We start from the raw sequence: 20,027 nt of genomic DNA on the forward strand, positions 1-20,027 counted from the left end.
GTTTCCTCTCCGCCCGTGCACGCATGTTAAGGGGCTGAAAAACACCAATGGCAAAGCAAGATTATTACGAGATTTTGGGCGTTTCCAAAACAGCGGAAGAGCGTGAAATCAAAAAGGCGTATAAGCGCCTGGCCATGAAGTATCACCCGGACCGTAACCAGGGTGACAAAGAGGCCGAAGCCAAATTTAAAGAAATCAAAGAAGCGTATGAAGTCCTGACTGATGCCCAGAAACGTGCAGCCTACGATCAGTACGGCCACGCCGCGTTTGAACAAGGCGGCATGGGCGGCGGCGGTTTCGGCGGCGGCTTCGGCGGCGGCGCGGATTTCAGCGATATCTTTGGCGACGTGTTCGGCGATATCTTCGGCGGCGGTCGTGGCCGTCAACGCGCGGCGCGCGGTGCAGATTTACGTTACAACATGGAATTAACGCTGGAAGAAGCGGTCCGTGGCGTCACTAAAGAAATCCGCATCCCGACGCTGGAAGAGTGCGATGTTTGCCACGGCAGCGGCGCCAAATCCGGTACTCAGCCGCAGACCTGTCCGACCTGTCATGGTTCCGGTCAGGTTCAGATGCGCCAGGGATTCTTTGCCGTTCAGCAAACCTGTCCGCACTGTCAGGGGCGCGGTACGCTTATCAAAGATCCATGCAACAAGTGTCACGGTCACGGTCGCGTTGAAAAAACCAAAACACTGTCGGTGAAAATCCCGGCTGGCGTCGATACCGGCGATCGCATTCGTCTGGCTGGCGAAGGTGAAGCCGGCGAGCATGGCGCTCCGGCGGGCGATCTGTACGTTCAGGTTCAGGTCAAACAGCACGCGATCTTCGAGCGTGAAGGGAATAATCTGTACTGCGAAGTACCGATCAACTTCACCATGGCTGCGCTTGGCGGCGAGATTGAAGTACCGACGCTGGATGGCCGCGTTAACCTGAAAGTGCCTGGCGAAACGCAAACCGGCAAACTGTTCCGCATGCGCGGCAAGGGCGTGAAGTCCGTACGCGGCGGCGCTCAGGGCGATCTGCTGTGTCGCGTGGTGGTGGAAACGCCGGTGGGTCTTAACGATAAGCAGAAGCAATTGTTGAAAGAGCTGCAGGAAACTTTCGGTGGTCCGACGGGTGAGAAAAACAGCCCGCGTTCCAAAAGCTTCTTCGATGGCGTAAAAAAATTCTTCGATGATTTAACGCGTTAATTGCGTTAAATTACGTTATTAGCACAAGCCTGAACATCCTGTTCAGGCTTTTTTCTGCCCTAGCCTCAGCCTTGAATAGAGACGCTATACTTTGTTTAGCATGTCCGGGTTTGATTTATTTTGAGTATTATCTATATTGCTTTTTTCGATAAAAGAGGCTGACAGTGGATGGGATCGAAAGGTGCCAATAAGGGCTTTGATTATAATTTAATCAAGGTTCTTGACGCTGTCATTTCGGCAGGTAATGCCGCGAAGGCGGCGAAAAAATTGGCCATTACTCCTGCCGCGGTCTCTCTGGCATTAAGACGACTACAAAACTTCTATCATCAGGAGCTGTTTGTCAGAAGTAAAGATGGTTTACTGCCAACAGCGAAAGCACTCGAGATCCACCATAGTTTTCGCCAGGCCATGTTGCTTGTCGATAATACCTTTCTGACAGAAAACAAGGATGATGATACCCGGATTACGATCCTTGGTAGCGACTTCATCGAAAGTTATTACCTTTCCCAACTGTACGGCAGCGCGCTTTTTGAACAGGGCGTGATCAATCATTTTTCATCCCGCAATATTAGCCGCGATAAAGCTAAAGAGCTTCTACTGACGGCACAATGCGATTTATCGATTGGTTCTGAGCCGTTGGTTGAACCTGGGCTCGATAATCAAATGATTGATAGCTTCAGAAATTTCGTCTGTATTTGTGCCAAGGGCCATTTGTTCAGCGAACTGTCGCAGCTTTCTTTACATCAGTTCTACTCTTCCCGCCATGCCATGTATCAACCCGGCATTTCTTCTCCTTCCATCATCACTGATAACGGATTATTTAAAGATGATGTTTATTATGACGGCTCACGTACCATGGGCTATTGCAGCGATTCTATCACCGGACTGGTTGGCATGGTAGAAAGAACCGCGTTGATTGCATTATTGCCTTTAAAGCTGGCGCTATTTTATAAAAATCAGCGTAAATACGATATAAATTTTATCCAACCGCCACCTGAATTGATGTTTAAGTCCGTGCAGGTTTATGCTTCATGGAACAAAAATAGTAGAAATATATCAGCGATAAATGAAACAGTTTCCATGTTACATACGCTGTCATCATTCAGACGGTAAGTTCCATCATCTTACCGTCATTAATATGATGTGGTTAGTCTTGATATTCTTTGATTACCTTTCCCCAGTTACGCCACTTACACTCCTGATGAATCTTTTTTTACTTTAGTTATGCAGGAGCGATTATGTCTATACCTAATCATTTAGAAACAACGGAAGTTGTATTACTGGAAGTAGAGATACTTCTGACCATTATTTCTATCGGCGCCTGGGGGGGATTCGTCAGTTTCCTTCTCCGTAAAAATAAGGAAGACAGTGGCGAAGCACATCAGGGAATTATGAACTGCCTGACCCAGGTGGTGATATCTTGTTTTACCAGTTTTCTCCTTAGCGCTATCGCTATCGAAAAAGGATTTAGCTTTAATATGGTGCTGTTAGCCGCAGGGTTAGGCGGTGTTTTTGCCGGTCCAATTTTAAAAATACTGGGTGAGAAAGTAAAAAATACGCTTGGCGGTACTAAGCTCAAGTAGTATTACTACGTAATAAAAGGCTCATCCTTGAGTCTTTTATTACAGATTAGTGCGCCTCAACTATGTCACCCGGTTTTTAAGCCAGCCGTAAATGAACTCTTCATTTTGTCGATGATTCTCGCTGATCTCCAGGTAATAAGCCCCCTGGCTGCAGTTTAGCGCTTTGACTAACACCTGTTCTCCTTCTTTACCTCGTCGCGTTAAATAGCAATTCAGCGCATTCAGGGTTCGCGGGCCAATGTTGCCATCTGTTTTTATATCCGGGTAGTATTGCTGCTCGCGATTCATCACGTTAAGCCAGCGCTGTAGCCACATACAGGGGTGGTGAGGACCAATATTCACTGCCGCGTCGCACAGCTCAAATGCTACTGACCAGGAGAGTTGCGATACCTGCTCAAAGCCGGGTTTGATCCAGTAATCGGTCTCCAGAATCGCATAGGCCTCATTGTGAGAAAGTTCGCTCATCTTTCCCTGGTAACCGTGCGCTCGCGCCGTTGCTTCTGTGATGCCCCAGTTAGTCTCGCCGCCTTTATCCTTAGGATTGGCGCTATAGCCGCCTTCCAGTCCGAGGATTCCATCAATAATTGGATTCATTTTATTCTCCCTGAATTAATGAATGTGCATGTACATCATTGTACCCAGCGTGACGGAAAAGACGGTGGTTAGCGCCGCCAGCGTTTTACGGAAAAACTGCTTTCTGACTTTTGGTTTCCTGGGCTCGACTTTTTCAATGGTAATGTCTTTGTTGACCTGCAGCCCCTGGCGCGGGATGGTAATGAAAAGATCGTTTATACCGAGTGCTTTGAGATCTCGTCTGATTAAATACAGTATCTGCGTTAGATTGGCATCATTCACAAAATGACTTCTGCTACCCCATAACTCATTGGTGATTTTCTGCCGTTCGATAATCTCCAGATGAGCGTTTTCAATAATGAAACTAAGACATTTAGAACGCATTGCCGTCATTCGAATAACTTGCGAATTTGAGCTCGTTCTTAGTTCATATTTCTGTTCGTTGTAGATGCAGTTGTTATTGATGAGATAAGTTTTCATAACGTCTTCCTTTAGATTTGCACATCCTGATTGTCGTCGATGAATATATTGCACAAGAAATGGCTTAATCCATTTTTTGTCATCGGTTTTATTGTAGTGTTGTTTGTTGGGGAGACCTCTGTCACATAATCTCATGTAAGTTAAATGACAATTAATTACTACCTAAATTATATTTAATATGCTGTTTGTTTTTTATTCTTCAGGTGGGTTTGATGGCCTCTCTGACCCAATGATGTCGTGCTGATGTTCCTCATTGAGGTCTCAGTGAAATAATTATTTGGCGTTGATTAATTGCTGATGCTTTGTGATTAGCCAATTTTTCATGAGTCATGGATTATTGGTCTCGCAGAACGAACTGCGATAATTTTTAAACTTAAAAGGAAATTTAAAATGGCTACCAGCAAACTGATTAAAGGCGATACTCTTACCGAAACCAGCAACGCCGCTGATGGTTTTAATCCAGCAACTGAAGTTAGCAACTATAGCTATACTTCAGCGCGTGTCGCAAAGCCGGTCTATAACAAATATAAAGCAGCAACCACGAAGCCGAAGGTATTTGGCTATTATACCGACTGGTCTCAGTATGATGGTCGTCTGGAAGGGGATGACTCTAAAGATAACCGCGGTCGCGGCTATGACCTGACCAATATCTCACCGACCGCTTACGATAAAATTATTGTCGGCTTCGTTGGCGTGACTGGTTTCCATAAAATTGATGGCCAGTATCGCGACGTGGTGGCCGAAGGCGCTGAGAAGTGCGGCAAAGTCAAATATGAACCAACCTTCCTGGATCCGTGGGGTGACTTCCAGTCCTACATTAACGTTGGTCACAGCGTCAGCGGCTGGGATGTCGATCCGAAAACCGTAACCCAGGAGAATACCAAAGGCCTGCTCGGCGGCCTGCGTGACCTGCAGGCGAAAGCCAAACAGCAGGGCCACAACCTGGTGCTGTCCATGAGCATCGGCGGCTGGACTATGAGTAACGGCTTCCATGAAACCGCGGCATCTGATTCCGCACGTAAAACCTTCGCTAAAGGCGTGGTGAAGCTGTTCAAACAGTTCCCGATGTTCAGCGAAGTGGATATCGACTGGGAATACCCGAATGCCGAAGGCGCGGGCAACCCTTGCGGCCCGGAAGATGGCGAAAACTACGCCCTGCTGATTGGCGAACTGCGTAAGCAGCTGGATTCCGCCAACCTGAGCAACGTGAAAATCTCCATTGCCAGCTCCGCGGTGGTGAAGACTTTCGATTATTCCAACGTCAAAGCGCTGATTAATGCTGGCCTGTACGGCATCAACCTGATGACCTATGACTTCTTCGGCACTCCGTGGGCGGAAACCGTTGCTCATCACACTAACCTGAAGGCGCTGGAAGAGGGCGGCTGGGGTGTAAACACTATTGTGGAACATCTGCTGTCTGAAGGTTTCCCGGCCGAAAATATCAACATTGGTTATGCCGGCTATACCCGTAACGGCCGTAACGTTGAGCTGGAGTCGCTGTCTCCGCTGAAAGGTACCTATAACCCGGGTAACGGGGATACCACGGGTACTTTCGAGTCCGGCACTAATGAATGGTATGACGTGATCTACAACTACCTGGATCTGGAAAACCAGAAGGGCCGTAACGGCTTCAACGTTTATACCGATCAGGTTGCTGACGCTGACTATCTCTACAACCCGGAATCCAAACTGTTTATGTCGCTGGATACGCCGCGCACCGTGAAAGCCAAAGGCGAATACGCGGCGAAGCTGGGTCTGGGCGGCATGTTCACCTGGACTATCGACCAGGACAACGGCGTGTTGGTCAATGCGGCGCGTGAAGGGCTGGGTTATGAAATTGAGTCAGAAACTATCGATATGGACCCGTTCTACTTCGACGGCATCAACGTTGAAAAAGATGAATCTGCTGAAGACGATAAGAAAACGGACGTCAACCATGCGCCGAAAGCGGCTATTGAGCTGCTGGTAGTGGGCGGTTCTACCGTTCAGCTGTCCGGCGCCGGTTCTTCCGATGAAGATAAAGACGAGTTGACCTTTAGCTGGGGCGTACCGTCTGAAATTAACGTCGCGGATAAAACGGCGGAAGTAATTGAGTTCGTCGTGCCTGAGGTAAGTGCGAAGACGGCATTCCAGTTCACTCTTTTCGTACGTGACTGCTACAACGAACCTTCAACTCAACAGCGTTTTGTACTGACTGTGGTTCCGGCAGCTGCCCAGGTTGAACCAACACCGGCTGATGAAGAAGATGAAACCGACGTGATTCCGGTTCCCGACGAGGATACCAAACCGGCTGAAGATGACTCCTCTTCCGATGAGGCGGCTGACCATGATGCGCCATATGCGCTGTGGGATGCTAACGCTGTTTATGGCGCAATCTGGGGTACCTTCGAAATTGTTAGCTGGAATGGTCACAACTACCAGGTGAAATGGTGGTCCCAGGGCGAACAGCCTGACCTGAACTGCGGTCAGAGCGGCACATGGACTGACTTAGGCGCCTACTAATACATCTCTCTTTTAATGGCGTATTGGGCTCTATAGCAAAGCCCCGGTTTACCGGGGCTTTTTTCCACCAGGGAATGAGGAATCGAGTTGATGACCGTTGTAATTAAAAATAGCCAGATTGATGTGAATAGTTGGTACCAGAAAGTCACGTTAACCTTCACAAACGAAAGTAATCGAACTGTGGATCTGAACCAGGCGGCGATTAGCTTTACCGCCTCCGGACATCCGGATCCGTGGGGGAATACGGGAGGCACGCTGAAAGGGGATCGTTCATTAACGTTGCGTGACACCGCCCAGGGAACCCTGGAATTCAATGAAATCATTATAAACAACAGCAGCGAGCTGCTACTGCCGGCTGGGGAAAGCGGTACTCTATTCTTTAGCCTGGCGGCCACCCAGGTACCGGTAAAATTATCTACCTTCGCTCTGACTCTGGCGGCTTCCGATAGCGATGACGCCGCTGATGAGCTTGAACCAGTCCCTGAAGCGCCCGTCGATGATTCAGCTGATGAGCTTGAACCAGAACCTGAAGCGCCTGCGGATGATTCAGCTGATGAGGTTGAACCAGAACCTGAAACGCCCGCCGCCGACGCGATTACCGGTACAGGACTGACCCTGGTTTCCGGAGAGGTGAACGCGTCCAGCTGGTATCAACGCATGGCCCTGACGTTGACGAATCAGTATTCGCAGTCTGTCGATATTAATCAGCTGAAATTAGGCTTCACCGCGACAGCGCATCCCGATCCGTACAGCCCATTTAGCGGTACCATGCTGGGTAACCAGGCGGTAATGCTGGCCAGCGACGGCGGCTGGCCGACAGAAAAAAATACCATCACCATCAATAACGACGGCGAGTATCTGTTGGCTGCTGGCAAATCGGCGGTACTGGAGTTTTATCTTTCGGCCACACAAACGCCCGTCGTGCTGAATGACCTGACGGCGACGCTGGCGCATGACCCGGGACGCCAGGGACAAATTATTCTGCAATTCCCGGCGCAGGCGCAGAGCACCTCGCTGAAGCCGGAAATTGAGCTGCGGTACTCTGATGGCCGTCAGCAGCGCTTCGCCGGGGAATGGGGCGCGACGCTAACCATCGGCGATCTGAGCGCCGGCAGCTACGGTATTACGGTACTGGAACTGTGTAACGACGAGATGAGAATTTCGCCCGTGACAGAAAGCTATACGCTGGAACTTGCTTCAGGTAACGCCGTTGAGCGCTGTCAGATTGCTTATCAGCCAGCGGTGACCTTTGCCGCGATCGAGTTGCTGCTGGCGGACGATGAACTGGAAGGCGCGGAAGTCGTTGTTGAGCTATGGTCGGAGGCGGGCGTGTGCGAAAGAACACTGACGCTGATGGCGAATCAACCGCAGCGCGTTACCCAGCTCCTGGCGAATCATCAATATGCTATCTGCCTGCAGCCGACGACCATGAACAACCAGTTGCTCACGACCGCAGCGCAGCCTGCAACCATTGTGCCGATGGCCGGCATGACGATGCAGGTGAACGTAGCATTACAAAAAACGCCCGTTGCGAGCGACGCCTTTGTTGAGGTCGCGGTAACGGTATTAGGCTTACCACAGGGGACGGCCGCGCAGCGCTATCGTTTCTGCTGCGGCGGCTATCAGTATAGTTTCGTGCTGGAAAGCGATACTCGTCAGCAGAAACTGCCGCTGCGTTTATCTGCCGGGGAATATAGCGTACAGGTAGCGGATGTATATATCGCCGGTACGCCTTGGCGTTGCGACGTCAGCGCGCCATTGCGTTTACTACAAAGCGTCAATAACGTCGCGCTTGAGTTTATCCAGGGCGTTCCGCTGCAGGTAAAAGGCTGGCCGAATTATCTGGCGCACGGCGGCGTGACGGTGAATGCGGCAGAGACGACCGATCTGTATCGCAATGTGCCTTGCAGCGCGCTGTTTAAATACGATGGTTTTGATGGCGGCGGCGATCCGATTCCGGCGGCGGAAGTGGACAGCAATGGCGATGGTTTCCTGGATTATGCTTCGCTACCGATCCACAAAACCGTGCCGCTGGTTCGCGAGATAGAAGCCGAAGCGGGTCGCGCGGTGATGCCGGTGATGGTGGTCTATACCGCCAATGCCAGCGGCGGCAGCGCGGTATCGGATCTGCAGGATGAGCAGCGTTTACGCAACCACTTTGGTAACTTCATTACCCAGTGCCTGGCGGCACAATCCTGGAAAGATGACCAGCATCCGGTTCCGGCAACCTTCGTCCTGAATCCGGACTTCCTGGGCGCTATGCAGCAGGAGCCTTATGGCTATACCGCGTTGCGTAAAGCCAATAGCGTGCAGGTGAATGTACAACTGGCGGCGGCGATCAATGCGCTCCCTGCGATTCCAGGTTTCAGCGCGCCGGCGCTGCCGACCTTCAGCAACGATTTGTATGGCTACGTACAGGCGATTAACTATATCGTTCGCCAGTTCGCGCCTGATATCGCTTTTGGCTGGCAGACCAACGTTTGGGCGACGGGCACGGCAGATTGGCTGCTGCGCGCCAACGCCGCACCGCGTGAACAAGGGGCGGCGATTGCTGAATTCATTAATGAATTGGGCGTATACAGCGGCGATTATGCGCCAGACTTTATCGCATTTGATAAATTCGAACGCGACTGCTTCAGCCCGGATGCCCTGGCCCACTACGGCTGGAACGCCAGCTGCTGGTTTAACTATCTGGGCATGGTGAAGGAGGCCGCCAGAGCGTTGCAAAAACCGGCGATGCTGTGGCAGATACCCGGCGGCCATATGCCGACGGTTGCGGAAGGGGCCAGTAAAATCGCTGCGGCGCATTTTGCATCCGGCGGTACGTTCTTCATGGGGGACTCGCGGATTGGCAGCGATATCAACGCCATTACCCCGGCGCTGTTAAATACCGCGGTGAACAGCACCACGTATGGTGTTGCGACGGTGGGGGATTTTCTGCGTCAGGATGAGGGATACGATTGGAGCCAGATGCAGGCGCTAAATCTGCCGGACTATAACGTTTTTGCCGTGCTGTGGGGCGGCGGTTCGACGGTCAGTATCACCACTATCCATTCCAATGGTGAAGATGGCGGTTGGTTGGCGGAGAAAATGGCGGAGTACTACGCGGCTCCGCGATATTTTAGTTAATTGATCTTTATTTCATGTAGCGTAAAGGCGGTGATTCAGTGGAGGTACTATTCTGGATCGCCGCCTTTCTCTTTCTTGTTATATCATAAGAAATAATTTCATTTGTTATAGTGTGTAATGTTAAAAATGCTTAATAATATTTTGAGATCTTTGTTGGTTATTTGTTTGAGGATTATCTTATTTGATTAATGATTGATTATTTGTGCTTTCATTATACATTTATTCTATATTTAGTATTTATTTATTATTAATTGCAGGCTAACTAATGTGCGTATATCTTTATTTCTCATATGATTATGGATTTTTAATGAAGATATAATGAAATTAAATGGTTTCGAAAATGATAATGAGAATGCCTTGCACTCATATATTTTCTCCCAGCAGGCTAAACCTCATGCGGCGATTGATGCTTTATTTTCTGCACTCTTGCCCTTCGGCAAACCTTTCGTCGTGCAACCGGGTGAAGAGTTTTCGCTGTATACGAAACAAAGTAGCCGCATTGTGTTGCTGGAGTCCGGTATCTTCTCAATTTGCCGCAGCGACAGAGGGCTGAATGTGTTGTCGGTTTTTGCCCCGTCAATCGCAGGACTGATTGATAGCTACGGTCTGACTTACGATGTTCCCACTCGCCCGGAACATTTTTTGATTGCGGAAACAGAATGCTGTGGTCGCGCGGTTTCGCTAGCGGATTTTATTAAGGTGACGGACGAATGCAATCTTTGGCACGATGTGGCTCGTTTTCTCGCCTATCGTCTGATGGTGATGAACGTTCGCGATCGGGAACTGGTTGGCGTTGACTCTTATCTCAAGGTTCGTGCGTTATTAATCGAAATTGCCGCCTACAGCGACGAATATCGTCAGAGCATTAATGTCCTGAATTTTATTCAACGACGAACCGGAATATCACGAAGCCGTACCATGAAGTTACTTTCTGAATTGAGGAAGGGCGGTTATATCAATATAGATGGTGGGCGTTTGTTAGGGGTTAAGAAACTACCGTTGGCTTACTAATTGCCGCTTTAAATAACAAAGCAAATAAATTATTTACTGCAAAAACATGTAGTTAAGATGAGTCCTATAAAAACAGCCATTGTAGATTGCAACTCCCTGGCCAATTTATAATAATTAAATAACGGCAGAAATTTACTTCCCATTAGCGCTTATAAATCAGTGCAGGGCTTGCTATTCATTGAATATAGTATTTCTGTACGCTACAACTTTTAACGTTTTTTGCGCCCGGTACCAGCAAGAGATCTCTGTGAAGAGGGCTCGGTATTAAAATTCGTTATTAATTCTATTTTCGACTTGTGTATTTAAAAGGTTATTTATGAAAAAACATCTTTTAGCGATGGCAATAACCGCCATGGCGGCGGGCGGTATGACCTGCGCAGCTAATGCGGATACTTCGACGGTTTCCGGCGGTACGGTGAATTTTACGGGGCAGGTTGTGAATGCTGCATGCTCCGTTTCTGCTGACTCTATCGATCAGACCGTAATCCTGAGCCAGGTTCGCACCAGCAAACTGACGGCATCTGGAATGGTTGCCAATCAGAAAGAAGATTTCTCAATCAAACTGGAGGACTGCGACACCACGGTCAGCCAGAACGCGGCGGTTATTTTTAATGGTCAGCAGGACAGTACGCTCGCGGGTTCGCTGGCGAATACCGCTGGCGCGGGTGCGGCGACTAACGTTGCGCTGCAGTTATACGGCCCGGATGGACAGGTTCTGAATATCGGCGATACCTCCGGCACCATCACCCTGATTGATGGCGAAAACACCGTACCGCTGAGCGTGGATTATGTCGCTACCGGCGCGGCCACTGCAGGTAACGTTGCGGCGACCGCGACCTTCAGCATGGTCTATTCCTGATTGGTATCCGCATCTCCTCCGTTGCTGGCAGCGGAGGGATGCATTTCATCTCCTCCCTGGTTATCAAAAGAATGAGTACGCGAATTACCCCGATTTTATTTTCGTTATTGCTGCTGGCGGCGCTGGGAATGACTCAGTTGGCTCATGCTGGCGGTATCGCGCTGGGTTCGACCCGGGTTATTTATCCGCAGGGTGATAAGCAGGTCTCTCTGCCGGTAATTAACTCATCCAGCAATAATGTATTTTTAATTCAGTCGTGGGTGTCGAACGCCGATGGCGGCAGAAGCGCCGATTTTGTCGTGACGCCGCCGCTGTTCGTCATTCAGCCGGGAAAAGAAAACCTGCTGCGTATTATGTACGTTGGCCCTTCGTTGCCGGAAGATCGCGAAAGCGTGTTTTATCTCAACAGCAAAGCCATTCCCTCGGTTAATAAAAGCAAGTTGGCGGCGAATTCGCTGCAAATCGCCACGCAAAGCGTTATTAAACTGTTTATTCGCCCTAAACATTTGCCCATTGCCTCGGTAGACGCGCCGGCGATGTTACGCTGTCAGCGTGCCGGCGAGCGTCTGAGCATCGCCAATCCTTCACCGTATTATGTTTCGCTGGTTGATATTCATGTTGGCGGGCAGAAATTGGCCAATGCGATGGTGCCGCCGAAAAGCGAGATAACCTTACACGGCGGGGCAGGACAGGTGACTTTCCAGTCGATTAACGATTTCGGCGCCACTACGCCGCAGCAAACCTGTCTGAGCCAGTAAGATTGTGTTGAAACTCGATGTCGCCGCTCGCCAGTTGACGGTGGGTAGACTGCCTGCGCTTATCAGCCTGGCTCTAATCTCGGCAAATGCGTTTATGCTGCCGCGCGGCTGGGCCGAAAACTATTTTAACCCTGCCTTTTTATCTGACGATCCGTCGAAAATCGCTGACCTTTCGCATTTTGAGGGTAACGGTCAGGCGCCGGGGGTTTATCGGGTCGATGTCTACCTTAATGGCGCATTATTGACGACGCGCGATATCGCTTTTCGCGCCAACAACCAGGCCGCCGATGGCTCAGGTCTGCGCGCCTGCGTAACGCCTGAAATGCTCAACGGCATGAACGTGAATCTCAGCGCCTTTCCACCGCTGGCGAAGGCCAGTGCCGGCGACTGCGTCGATCTTGCGGCGGCTATCCCGGCAGCCTCTACCGCTTTTGACTTTAGTCAGCAGCGGCTAAATATCAGCATTCCGCAGGCGGCGCTGAACAACCAGGCTCGAGGCTATATTCCGCCACAAAACTGGGATGAAGGTATTAATGCATTGTTGCTCAACTATACGTTTACCGGCGCGAATAGCCGGGACCGTAGCGCTGGCGGCACCAATAGCGACAACGACTTCCTCGGCCTCAATAGCGGATTAAATCTCGGTGCCTGGCGTTTGCGTGATTACTCGACATGGAACTACAACAGCGATAATCAGCAACATAAAAGCGACTGGCAGCACATCAGTACCTATGTGGAGCGTGATGTGGCGGCGCTAAAAGGCGAATTGACGGCGGGCGATAGTTATACCCCTTCTGGCGTTTTCGATAGCCTGCCGTTTCGTGGGCTCCAGCTGGCGTCTGATGACAATATGCTACCGGACAGCATGAAAGGCTTCGCGCCGACTATCCACGGCATCGCCAAAAGCAATGCCCAGGTGACGATTCGCCAGAACGGCTACACCATCGACCAGCGCTATGTATCGCCTGGCGCCTTCACCATTGACGACCTCTATCCGACCTCCTCCAGCGGCGATCTCAACGTTGAGATCAAGGAGTCCGACGGCAGCGTCTCCAGCTATAGCGTGCCCTATGCCGCCGTACCGGTTCTGCAACGCGAGGGGCGGGTGAAATATGCCGCCACCGCGGCGAGCTATCGCGGCGATAGCAGCCAGAAGCGGGAGATGAGTTTCGGCCAGGCGACCCTGATGTGGGGGTTGCCGCACGGCTTTACGCTGTACGGCGGAACGCAGTTTTCCTCCGATTACCGCGCGCTGGCGCTGGGAACTGGAGCTAATTTCGGTGACTGGGGGGCGATTTCCGTCGATCTTACGCAAGCCTACAGTACGCTGGCGGATGACAGCGAACACCAGGGGCAATCGCTGCGCTTTTTATATGCTAAATCGTTAAACGACCTGGGCACCCATTTTCAACTGTTGGGCTATCGCTACTCGACCTCTGGTTTTTATACGCTCGATGATACCGCGTGGAAGCAGATGTCCGGCAATAGCGGCCAGCAGGAGGATGACAGCGATCGCGATGTCGGCGATGACTACAACCTGTATTACACCAAACGCGGCAAGGTACAGATCAACCTCTCTCAGCAGTTCGGTCATTTTGGCTCACTGTACGTCACCGGTAGCCAACAGAGCTATTGGCACACCGATGAAACCAATAAATTACTGCAAATTGGCTACAGCGACACGCTGGCCGGGGTCTCGTGGAGCCTGTCATATAGCAGCAGCCGCGCCCCCGGCGAGGAGGAACGCTATCGGACGCTGGCGCTCAATATCTCACTACCGCTCAGCCAGTGGCTTAGCCACGGCGACGATATTACCCAGCGGCGTCATAACGTTTATGCGACGTTCTCCACCAGTAGCGACGGGCACGGCGGCGTGACGCAGAATAGCGGTATCAGCGGCACGTTGTTGGATCAAAACAACCTGAGCTACAGCGTGCAGCAGGGCTATCAGAATCAGGGGGTTGGTGCGAGCGGCTCCGCCAGCCTCGAATACGACGGGGCAAAGGGCAACCTGAATGTCGGCTACAACAACAGCAACCATGGCGATTATCGGCAACTGAACTATGGCCTCAGCGGCGGCATGGTCGCGCATGCCCATGGTCTCACCCTCAGCCAGCCGTTGGGCGATACCAATGTCCTTATCGCCGTGCCGGGGGCTGGCGACGTCAATATTGAAGATCAGCCGGGGATCCACACCGATGGCCGCGGCTACGCGGTGGTGCCGTACGCCACTACTTACCGCCAGAACCGCATGGCGTTGGACGTCAATTCGCTAAAAGAAGATGTCGATATTGATGATGCGGTGATCAATGTGGTTCCCACCCAGGGAGCAATGGTGCTGGCGAACTTTACCGCACGAGTCGGCGAGCGCGCGCTGTTGACGCTAAACCATGACGGAAAACCGCTACCGTTCGGCGCCACGGTCTCTATTGCTGGCGTGGCTGAAGAAGGCATCGTTGGCGACGACGGCGAAGTATATCTCTCCGGTCTTAGCCCGCAGGGCACGCTGAAAGCGCAGTGGGGGCCTCGGCCAGGCCAACAATGCCTCACCCATTATCATCTCCCTGACGTGAGCCAACCGCTGGCGCGTCAGCATCTGGAATGTCGCTAAATGAAGCTTGTCTCTTTTCTTTTTCTGTTAATGGGGTTGTTGCTGGCACGCGGTGGTCTGGCGGCCGTTTGCCAGAATACCAATGGCTCGCCTGCGACGGTCGATTATGACCTGACGACGATGCTGACGGCGGCGCAGAATCAGGCCGGTTCGACCACGCAGCTCAGCAAAAACCAGGATGTAAACGTACAGGCGATTTGTCCCGCCGGTTCTTCGGATTCCGGGCGGACGTATCGTTCGTATGTCGCTTCTTCATCGATAGTGGAAACCAACGGCGACTGGAAATATATGCAGCTGGATGGCACCTATCTTGAAGGGGCGATGCGCATCGAAGACTCGGCGGCCGGGGTGTTTTATCCTCCAATGGATTATGTCTATATGGGCTATGACGCCAACGTCAACAATGGCTCACCGTTTCCGGTACATGATTCAAATCTGGTTTTTCAACTTAAGGTTGTGAAGCCATTTATTGGCACGGTAAATATCGAGCCGAAGACCATGTTTAACGTCTATGTCACCACCACCGGGAACGATCCGCTGAGTACCGTGGTATACAGCATTGTCTACAGCGGCAGCGTGACCGTGCCGCAAAGCTGCGAGATTAATGCCGGGCAAACTATCCTCGTTGATTTTGGCTCGCTGTACAGCGGCGGTTTCAATCGCGCCGGAGAAAAACCAACCGGCGTCCGCAATAAAAGATTCACCGTGCCGGTGAAGTGCAGTGGGGTGGATTCACAGGTTAACCTGAGCCTGCGGCTGATAGCCACCGCCGATAGTCACTTAAGCCAGGCTATCGCCACCGATAATCCTGATGTTGGCGTGGTGGTCGAAAGCAGCGATGGCACGGTATTAACGCCCAATGACGCCAGCAGCGTCGAGCCTTTTACTACCGATCAAAACGGACAGGCGACCCTTTCCCTGCAAGCGTATCCGGTCAGCACCACCGGCCAGACGCCAGCTGAGGGCGCTTTTACCGCGCTGGCTAACTTACGGGTGGATTTCGATTAATGCGCCTGTTTCAGTACTTCATCTTACTTATCCTGCTGTGCGGTAACGGCTGCTACGCCGACGATAGCGGTTACAACCTGGAATTTACCGGCACGATTGTCGCGCAAACCTGCGATGTCGAAATTTCCAGCCTTAGCCAGAGTATCGATTTAGGTCAGTTCTCGGTGGCAGATTTTCCCTCCACCGGTACGACGACGAAGTTTAAACCGTTCAACATCAACCTGAAGAACTGCTCGCGCGGCATTACCGGCAGCAAAATCTGGTTTACCGGCACTGCCGACAGCGACAATCCGGCGCTGCTGGCGCTGAGCGACACCGGGATGGGTAGCGAAAAAATGCTGGCAGGCGGCGTTGGCGTGGAGATCCTTGATGAGGATCAGGATGCCGTCAGCATCAATAACACCAGCTCGGTGGTCTATCCGCTGAAAACGGGCCGCAACACCTTATCGTTTTATATTCGCTACAAATCTACTCGGCCAACCGTGACCTCCGGAAATGCGACGGCGGTGATGTATTTTGACCTGCAATATGAATAGGCGCGCGGCAATGATCAAACCACTGTTTTTCTGCTGTGGATTCCTTCTGGCGGTGAACGGCGCGCTGGCCCATGACGGTAGGGTCTATGTGACGGGCACGATTACCGACAACACCTGTACGCTGTCGCCGGATTCCGAGAATATTCAGGTCGATATGGGAACCGTCAGCAACCGCCAGTTTTATCAAGCGGGGGCCGGCGCGGAGTGGCAGCCATTTTCGATCACCCTACAAAATTGCGGCAGCACCGCCAGCGGCGTGATGGTGAGCTTTAGCGGTACCAGCGACTCGCAAAGCGGCGATCTTTTCGCTTTGGATAGCGGGGCGAACGCGGCCTCCGGTATCGGGATTGCGTTATACGACAAGAACAAACAACAGGTAGCGCCGGGGGCGCAAAGCGATGTGCTCGCGCTAACCGCGGGCGCCGCGTCCGAACGTTTACAGTTTTATGCCCGCTATGTGGCTGATGGCGCTCCGGTGGCGCCGGGTGTAGCCGATGCTTCCGCGACTTTTGTGCTGAGTTATGAATAGACGACTTTTCTGCTGGTTTTGGCTCTGGCTGTTGCCCTTTGGGATAGGCCATGCGGGCGTGGTGATTGGCGGCACGCGTTTTATTTTTCACGCTGAGCGGACGACGCTGAGCGTTCCGCTGCGCAATACCTCGGAGAGTGACTGGCTGGTGGACAGCCACGTGCTGAGCGGTGGACGCTGGCCAGGCGCCGATGATTTGTCGACCCGTAAAACACCATTCGTGGTCACGCCGCCGCTCTTCTTATTACGTGCAGGGCAGGAGAACACGCTGCGCGTCGCGTGGAGCGGCGAGGCGCTGGCGCAGGATCGTGAAAGTTTGTTCACCCTGAGTATTGCCGCTATTCCATCGGGAAAAACCGGCGCCAATAGCGTGCAGATGGCTTTTCGCTCGGCGTTAAAGCTGATTTATCGGCCTGTAGGGCTAACCGGCGATCCGCAGCAGGCTTATCGCCAACTGGCCTGGAACTTAACGGCGGATGGGCTGACGGTACGCAATGCTGGACCCTACTACATCACCCTCTTTTCCACCCGCGTCAACGGTAAGCCTATAGACGCCGCGGGGGTGGTCGCGCCGTTTTCTACCCGCCGTACATCGTGGTGTCGACAGGCGAAAAGCTGCGCCGTGCGCTGGCAAAGCCTCAACGATGCCGGGGGCGTAATGCCGCCTGTCACGGTAACGGCGCAACGGCGATGACGATTTTACTCTGCCCCTGCGGGCATCCCCTGAACTTAATAATGAGAACTCAATAATGCGCAAACTTTCCTGTAAATCGGCGGTGTGTATGGCGGTTGGCGGCGTCATCTCTTTTTCCGCGTTGGCCGTAGATACACAACCTGTTGCCAGCGATATTGGACCGAGCGCTGAGGCGTATATCATCAGCCATCCGGATAAAGTCGGCGAAGCGGTGGCGACGTATCTGGCGGATCATCCGGAATTCCTTATCGCCGCCAGCGAAACGCTACATCAGCGTCAGCAGGTGGCCCAGAAGCAGGCTTATGCGCAGCTGGCGCTGCAGTATCGCTCTGAGTTGCTGAGCGATAGCTCTCCCTCTGTTGGCCCGGCGGATGCTAAAGCGGCGGTGGTGATGTTTTTTGACTACCAGTGTTCCTGGTGCAGCAAGATGTCGCCCGTGGTGGAAGAGCTGGTGAAATCGAATCCTGATACGCGTTTTATCTTTAAAGAGTTTCCTATCTTTTCATCCCGCTGGCCGGTGTCAGGTTTGGCGGCGAGGATCGGCGAACAGGTGTGGTTGAACGATGGCGGCGCGAAGTATTTGGCCTGGCATAATGCCCTGTACGCCACCGGCAAAGTGGAGGGGCAGCTAACCGAGAAGGAGGTTTACGCGCTGGCGTCGCATTATCTCACCCAGCCGCAAATGACGGCGGTAAAAACCGCCCAGCAGAGCGGGGCGGTGCATGACGCGCTGCTAAGTAATCAGGCGCTGGCTCAACATATGAATTTTTCCGGTACTCCGGCTTTTGTGGTGATGCCACAGGCTACCGCCCCGGATGCCGGGCGTATCTCGGTCGTGCCGGGCAGTACGTCGCAGGATGCGTTGCAGATGGCGATTCAGAAAGCTAAAGGTTAAGTCTCAGCGACCGGGGCGCGGACCCCGGTTACCTGCTTCCTCCGAACGAGGGTTTCGCGTATGCAGTCCAGGCACAGATGGTTAGTGTTGGCGGCCGTTCCACTGTTCGCCATCGGCGGCGTTCAGGCGCACTCTGCCGGTAATATCCAATTTTTTGGCAATGTTGTTACTGAAAGCTGCTGGAACGAAACGGAAAGTAGCGAGATTTTGTGCCAGCGCGCCGATCGTATCGAACGCCATGTGATCGTGGAAAATATCACGACATCGCTGGCCTCGGCTTACGCGACGGTAGAGAAAAGCTATCTCGATGCTGACAAGCAGCTCACCCTGCTACGGGTGGTCTATGATTAATGAGCGGACAAGATGGCTCGGAAAAAATGAGTGTAATGGCAATTTAAATCTGATTTTTTCGATGTGTTGTCGGCTGTATCATACTTTTATCGAGTTATTGACCAACAAGGTGAGAGTAAAAGTGAAACATCTGCAACGATTTTTCAGTAGCGATGCTTCCGGGGGCATTATCTTAATCTGCGCCGCCGCGCTGGCGATGATTATGGCCAATAGCGGCGTCACCAGCGGTCTGTATCATGCCTTTTTGGAGACGCCGGTGCAGCTGCGCGTTGGCGCGCTGGAAATTAACAAAAACATGCTGTTGTGGATCAACGATGCGCTAATGGCGGTGTTTTTCCTGTTAATTGGCCTGGAAGTGAAGCGTGAGATGATCCAGGGGGCGCTTGCCAGCCGCCGTCAGGCGGTGTTCCCGGTGGTCGCCGCGATTGGCGGCATGGTGGTGCCGGCGCTTATCTATTTAGCTTTCAATGCCCAGGATCCCGTTGCGCGGGAAGGGTGGGCGATCCCGGCGGCGACTGATATCGCCTTTGCGCTTGGCGTTTTGGCGCTATTAGGCAACCGTGTACCAACAGCGCTGAAAATTTTCCTGATGGCGCTGGCTATCATTGATGACCTCGGGGCGATCGTGATTATCGCGCTCTTTTATACCAACGATCTGTCGGTGCTATCGCTGGCGGTCGCCGCTGGCGCGATTGTGGTACTGGCGGCGCTCAATCTCAGCGGCGTACGGCGCACCGGTATCTATATCCTGGTTGGCGCGGTGCTATGGACGGCGGTACTGAAATCCGGCGTACATGCGACCCTGGCGGGGGTTATCGTCGGTTTTATGATTCCTTTGAAGGAGCAGAATGGCAAATCGCCGGCGAAACAGCTTGAGCATGTGCTGCATCCGTGGGTCGCGTTTCTTATCCTACCGCTGTTTGCTTTTGCCAATGCCGGGGTTTCGCTGCAGGGCGTTACCTTCGCGGGGCTGACCTCGCTGCTGCCGCTTGGGATCATTGCCGGACTGTTTATCGGTAAGCCGCTCGGAATTAGCCTGTTCTGCTGGCTGGCGCTGAAGTTTAAGTGGGCCTCGTTGCCGCCGGGAACCCGCTTCCCGCAGATTATGGCGGTCGGCGTACTGTGCGGAATCGGCTTCACCATGTCGATTTTCATCGCCACGCTCGCTTTTAGCAGCGTGGATCCCGGATTGATCAACTGGGCTAAGCTGGGCATTCTGATAGGGTCTATCCTGTCTGCCGTCATCGGCTACATGATTCTGCGTAAGCGCGTAACGGATCTTACTCACAGCGTGTAACTTCATCGGGAGGGCCTGTGG

The 20,027-nt window shown here is 52.4% G+C and carries 18 protein-coding genes; 16 read left to right on the forward strand and 2 right to left on the reverse strand.

From position 1 onward, the window contains the following. Nucleotides 1-47 precede the first annotated feature (47 nt). From dnaJ to PGQ95_RS18835, 3 genes are all read left to right on the forward strand, one after another. Nucleotides 48-1,190, forward strand: a complete 1,143-nt coding sequence (gene dnaJ, locus PGQ95_RS18825) for a molecular chaperone DnaJ (protein ID WP_020079653.1) — start codon at nt 48-50, stop codon at nt 1,188-1,190. Between the two features lie 168 nt (nt 1,191-1,358). Then, on the forward strand, nt 1,359-2,303 hold the full coding sequence (locus PGQ95_RS18830; RefSeq protein ID WP_087858196.1) for a LysR family transcriptional regulator: 945 nt from the start codon (nt 1,359-1,361) through the stop codon (nt 2,301-2,303). Nucleotides 2,304-2,428: 125 nt separating this feature from the next. After that, entirely contained in the window at nt 2,429-2,773 is a 345-nt protein-coding gene (locus PGQ95_RS18835; protein ID WP_087858195.1) for a phage holin family protein, read from the forward strand. 60 nt (nt 2,774-2,833) lie between these two features. Here the strand turns inward: PGQ95_RS18835 and PGQ95_RS18840 are convergent, their stop codons facing one another. Both PGQ95_RS18840 and PGQ95_RS18845 read right to left on the reverse strand, forming a co-directional pair. Further along, nucleotides 2,834-3,367 carry a glycoside hydrolase family 108 protein gene (locus PGQ95_RS18840; protein ID WP_087858194.1) on the reverse strand — a complete coding sequence of 178 codons (534 nt, stop codon included), beginning with the start codon at nt 3,365-3,367 and terminating at the stop codon, nt 2,834-2,836. Nucleotides 3,368-3,382: 15 nt separating this feature from the next. Further along, on the reverse strand, nt 3,383-3,826 hold the full coding sequence (locus tag PGQ95_RS18845) for a winged helix-turn-helix domain-containing protein (protein WP_087858193.1): 444 nt from the start codon (nt 3,824-3,826) through the stop codon (nt 3,383-3,385). A gap of 390 nt (nt 3,827-4,216) precedes the next feature. Between PGQ95_RS18845 and PGQ95_RS18850 the strand changes: the two genes are divergently transcribed. The 13 genes from PGQ95_RS18850 to nhaA all read left to right on the forward strand — a co-directional run bounded on the left by PGQ95_RS18850 (nt 4,217) and on the right by nhaA (nt 20,006). Then, entirely contained in the window at nt 4,217-6,328 is a 2,112-nt protein-coding gene (locus tag PGQ95_RS18850; RefSeq protein ID WP_430919008.1) for a glycosyl hydrolase family 18 protein, read from the forward strand. Nucleotides 6,329-6,418: 90 nt separating this feature from the next. Then, on the forward strand, nt 6,419-9,457 hold the full coding sequence (locus PGQ95_RS18855) for a chitinase (RefSeq protein WP_430919010.1): 3,039 nt from the start codon (nt 6,419-6,421) through the stop codon (nt 9,455-9,457). Nucleotides 9,458-9,775: 318 nt separating this feature from the next. After that, nucleotides 9,776-10,468 (forward strand): winged helix-turn-helix transcriptional regulator, encoded by a 693-nt coding sequence (locus PGQ95_RS18860; RefSeq protein WP_087858190.1) that lies wholly within the window; start codon nt 9,776-9,778, stop codon nt 10,466-10,468. 316 nt (nt 10,469-10,784) lie between these two features. Then, the gene (locus tag PGQ95_RS18865) at nt 10,785-11,327 is read left to right on the forward strand and encodes a fimbrial protein BcfA (protein ID WP_087858189.1); all 543 of its coding nucleotides are present in this window, start codon (nt 10,785-10,787) and stop codon (nt 11,325-11,327) included. A 71-nt stretch (nt 11,328-11,398) separates the two neighbouring features. Further along, nucleotides 11,399-12,085 (forward strand): fimbria/pilus periplasmic chaperone, encoded by a 687-nt coding sequence (locus PGQ95_RS18870; RefSeq protein ID WP_183269095.1) that lies wholly within the window; start codon nt 11,399-11,401, stop codon nt 12,083-12,085. Nucleotides 12,086-12,092: 7 nt separating this feature from the next. Then, on the forward strand, nt 12,093-14,696 hold the full coding sequence (locus tag PGQ95_RS18875; protein WP_430919031.1) for a fimbrial biogenesis usher protein: 2,604 nt from the start codon (nt 12,093-12,095) through the stop codon (nt 14,694-14,696). Further along, nucleotides 14,697-15,704: a fimbrial protein BcfD gene (locus tag PGQ95_RS18880; protein WP_113374566.1), complete on the forward strand. Its 1,008-nt coding sequence runs from the start codon at nt 14,697-14,699 to the stop codon at nt 15,702-15,704. Further along, nucleotides 15,704-16,240: a fimbrial protein BcfE gene (locus PGQ95_RS18885; RefSeq protein WP_113374567.1), complete on the forward strand. Its 537-nt coding sequence runs from the start codon at nt 15,704-15,706 to the stop codon at nt 16,238-16,240. The genes PGQ95_RS18880 and PGQ95_RS18885 overlap by 1 nt, the downstream gene beginning before the upstream one ends. A 10-nt stretch (nt 16,241-16,250) precedes the next feature. Continuing rightward, entirely contained in the window at nt 16,251-16,769 is a 519-nt protein-coding gene (locus PGQ95_RS18890; RefSeq protein WP_430919012.1) for a fimbrial protein BcfF, read from the forward strand. Continuing rightward, on the forward strand, nt 16,762-17,463 hold the full coding sequence (locus tag PGQ95_RS18895) for a pili/flagellar-assembly chaperone (protein WP_213317886.1): 702 nt from the start codon (nt 16,762-16,764) through the stop codon (nt 17,461-17,463). Before PGQ95_RS18890 ends, PGQ95_RS18895 begins: the two co-directional genes overlap by 8 nt. A 55-nt stretch (nt 17,464-17,518) precedes the next feature. Further along, nucleotides 17,519-18,358, forward strand: coding sequence for a DsbA family protein (locus PGQ95_RS18900; RefSeq protein ID WP_430919014.1), 840 nt, complete (start codon nt 17,519-17,521; stop codon nt 18,356-18,358). Nucleotides 18,359-18,418: 60 nt separating this feature from the next. After that, nucleotides 18,419-18,709 carry a hypothetical protein gene (locus tag PGQ95_RS18905; protein WP_087858183.1) on the forward strand — a complete coding sequence of 97 codons (291 nt, stop codon included), beginning with the start codon at nt 18,419-18,421 and terminating at the stop codon, nt 18,707-18,709. A 121-nt stretch (nt 18,710-18,830) separates the two neighbouring features. Then, nucleotides 18,831-20,006 (forward strand): Na+/H+ antiporter NhaA, encoded by a 1,176-nt coding sequence (gene nhaA, locus PGQ95_RS18910; RefSeq protein ID WP_087858182.1) that lies wholly within the window; start codon nt 18,831-18,833, stop codon nt 20,004-20,006. Nucleotides 20,007-20,027: the final 21 nt, after the last annotated feature.

It is taken from the genome of Klebsiella sp. 141240 (assembly GCF_050600805.1).
Lineage (GTDB): Bacteria > Pseudomonadota > Gammaproteobacteria > Enterobacterales > Enterobacteriaceae > Klebsiella > Klebsiella aerogenes.

What these genes read in the sequence shown, in the direction of transcription:
- dnaJ (WP_020079653.1), top strand. Translation starts at nt 48, where the DNA reads ATGGCAAAGCAAGATTATTACGAGATTTTGGGCGTTTCCAAAACAGCG.
- PGQ95_RS18830 (WP_087858196.1), top strand. Translation starts at nt 1,359, where the DNA reads ATGGGATCGAAAGGTGCCAATAAGGGCTTTGATTATAATTTAATCAAG.
- PGQ95_RS18835 (WP_087858195.1), top strand. Translation starts at nt 2,429, where the DNA reads ATGTCTATACCTAATCATTTAGAAACAACGGAAGTTGTATTACTGGAA.
- PGQ95_RS18840 (WP_087858194.1), bottom strand. Translation starts at nt 3,367, where the DNA reads ATGAATCCAATTATTGATGGAATCCTCGGACTGGAAGGCGGCTATAGC.
- PGQ95_RS18845 (WP_087858193.1), bottom strand. Translation starts at nt 3,826, where the DNA reads ATGAAAACTTATCTCATCAATAACAACTGCATCTACAACGAACAGAAA.
- PGQ95_RS18850 (WP_430919008.1), top strand. Translation starts at nt 4,217, where the DNA reads ATGGCTACCAGCAAACTGATTAAAGGCGATACTCTTACCGAAACCAGC.
- PGQ95_RS18855 (WP_430919010.1), top strand. Translation starts at nt 6,419, where the DNA reads ATGACCGTTGTAATTAAAAATAGCCAGATTGATGTGAATAGTTGGTAC.
- PGQ95_RS18860 (WP_087858190.1), top strand. Translation starts at nt 9,776, where the DNA reads ATGAAATTAAATGGTTTCGAAAATGATAATGAGAATGCCTTGCACTCA.
- PGQ95_RS18865 (WP_087858189.1), top strand. Translation starts at nt 10,785, where the DNA reads ATGAAAAAACATCTTTTAGCGATGGCAATAACCGCCATGGCGGCGGGC.
- PGQ95_RS18870 (WP_183269095.1), top strand. Translation starts at nt 11,399, where the DNA reads ATGAGTACGCGAATTACCCCGATTTTATTTTCGTTATTGCTGCTGGCG.
- PGQ95_RS18880 (WP_113374566.1), top strand. Translation starts at nt 14,697, where the DNA reads ATGAAGCTTGTCTCTTTTCTTTTTCTGTTAATGGGGTTGTTGCTGGCA.
- PGQ95_RS18885 (WP_113374567.1), top strand. Translation starts at nt 15,704, where the DNA reads ATGCGCCTGTTTCAGTACTTCATCTTACTTATCCTGCTGTGCGGTAAC.
- PGQ95_RS18890 (WP_430919012.1), top strand. Translation starts at nt 16,251, where the DNA reads ATGATCAAACCACTGTTTTTCTGCTGTGGATTCCTTCTGGCGGTGAAC.
- PGQ95_RS18895 (WP_213317886.1), top strand. Translation starts at nt 16,762, where the DNA reads ATGAATAGACGACTTTTCTGCTGGTTTTGGCTCTGGCTGTTGCCCTTT.
- PGQ95_RS18900 (WP_430919014.1), top strand. Translation starts at nt 17,519, where the DNA reads ATGCGCAAACTTTCCTGTAAATCGGCGGTGTGTATGGCGGTTGGCGGC.
- PGQ95_RS18905 (WP_087858183.1), top strand. Translation starts at nt 18,419, where the DNA reads ATGCAGTCCAGGCACAGATGGTTAGTGTTGGCGGCCGTTCCACTGTTC.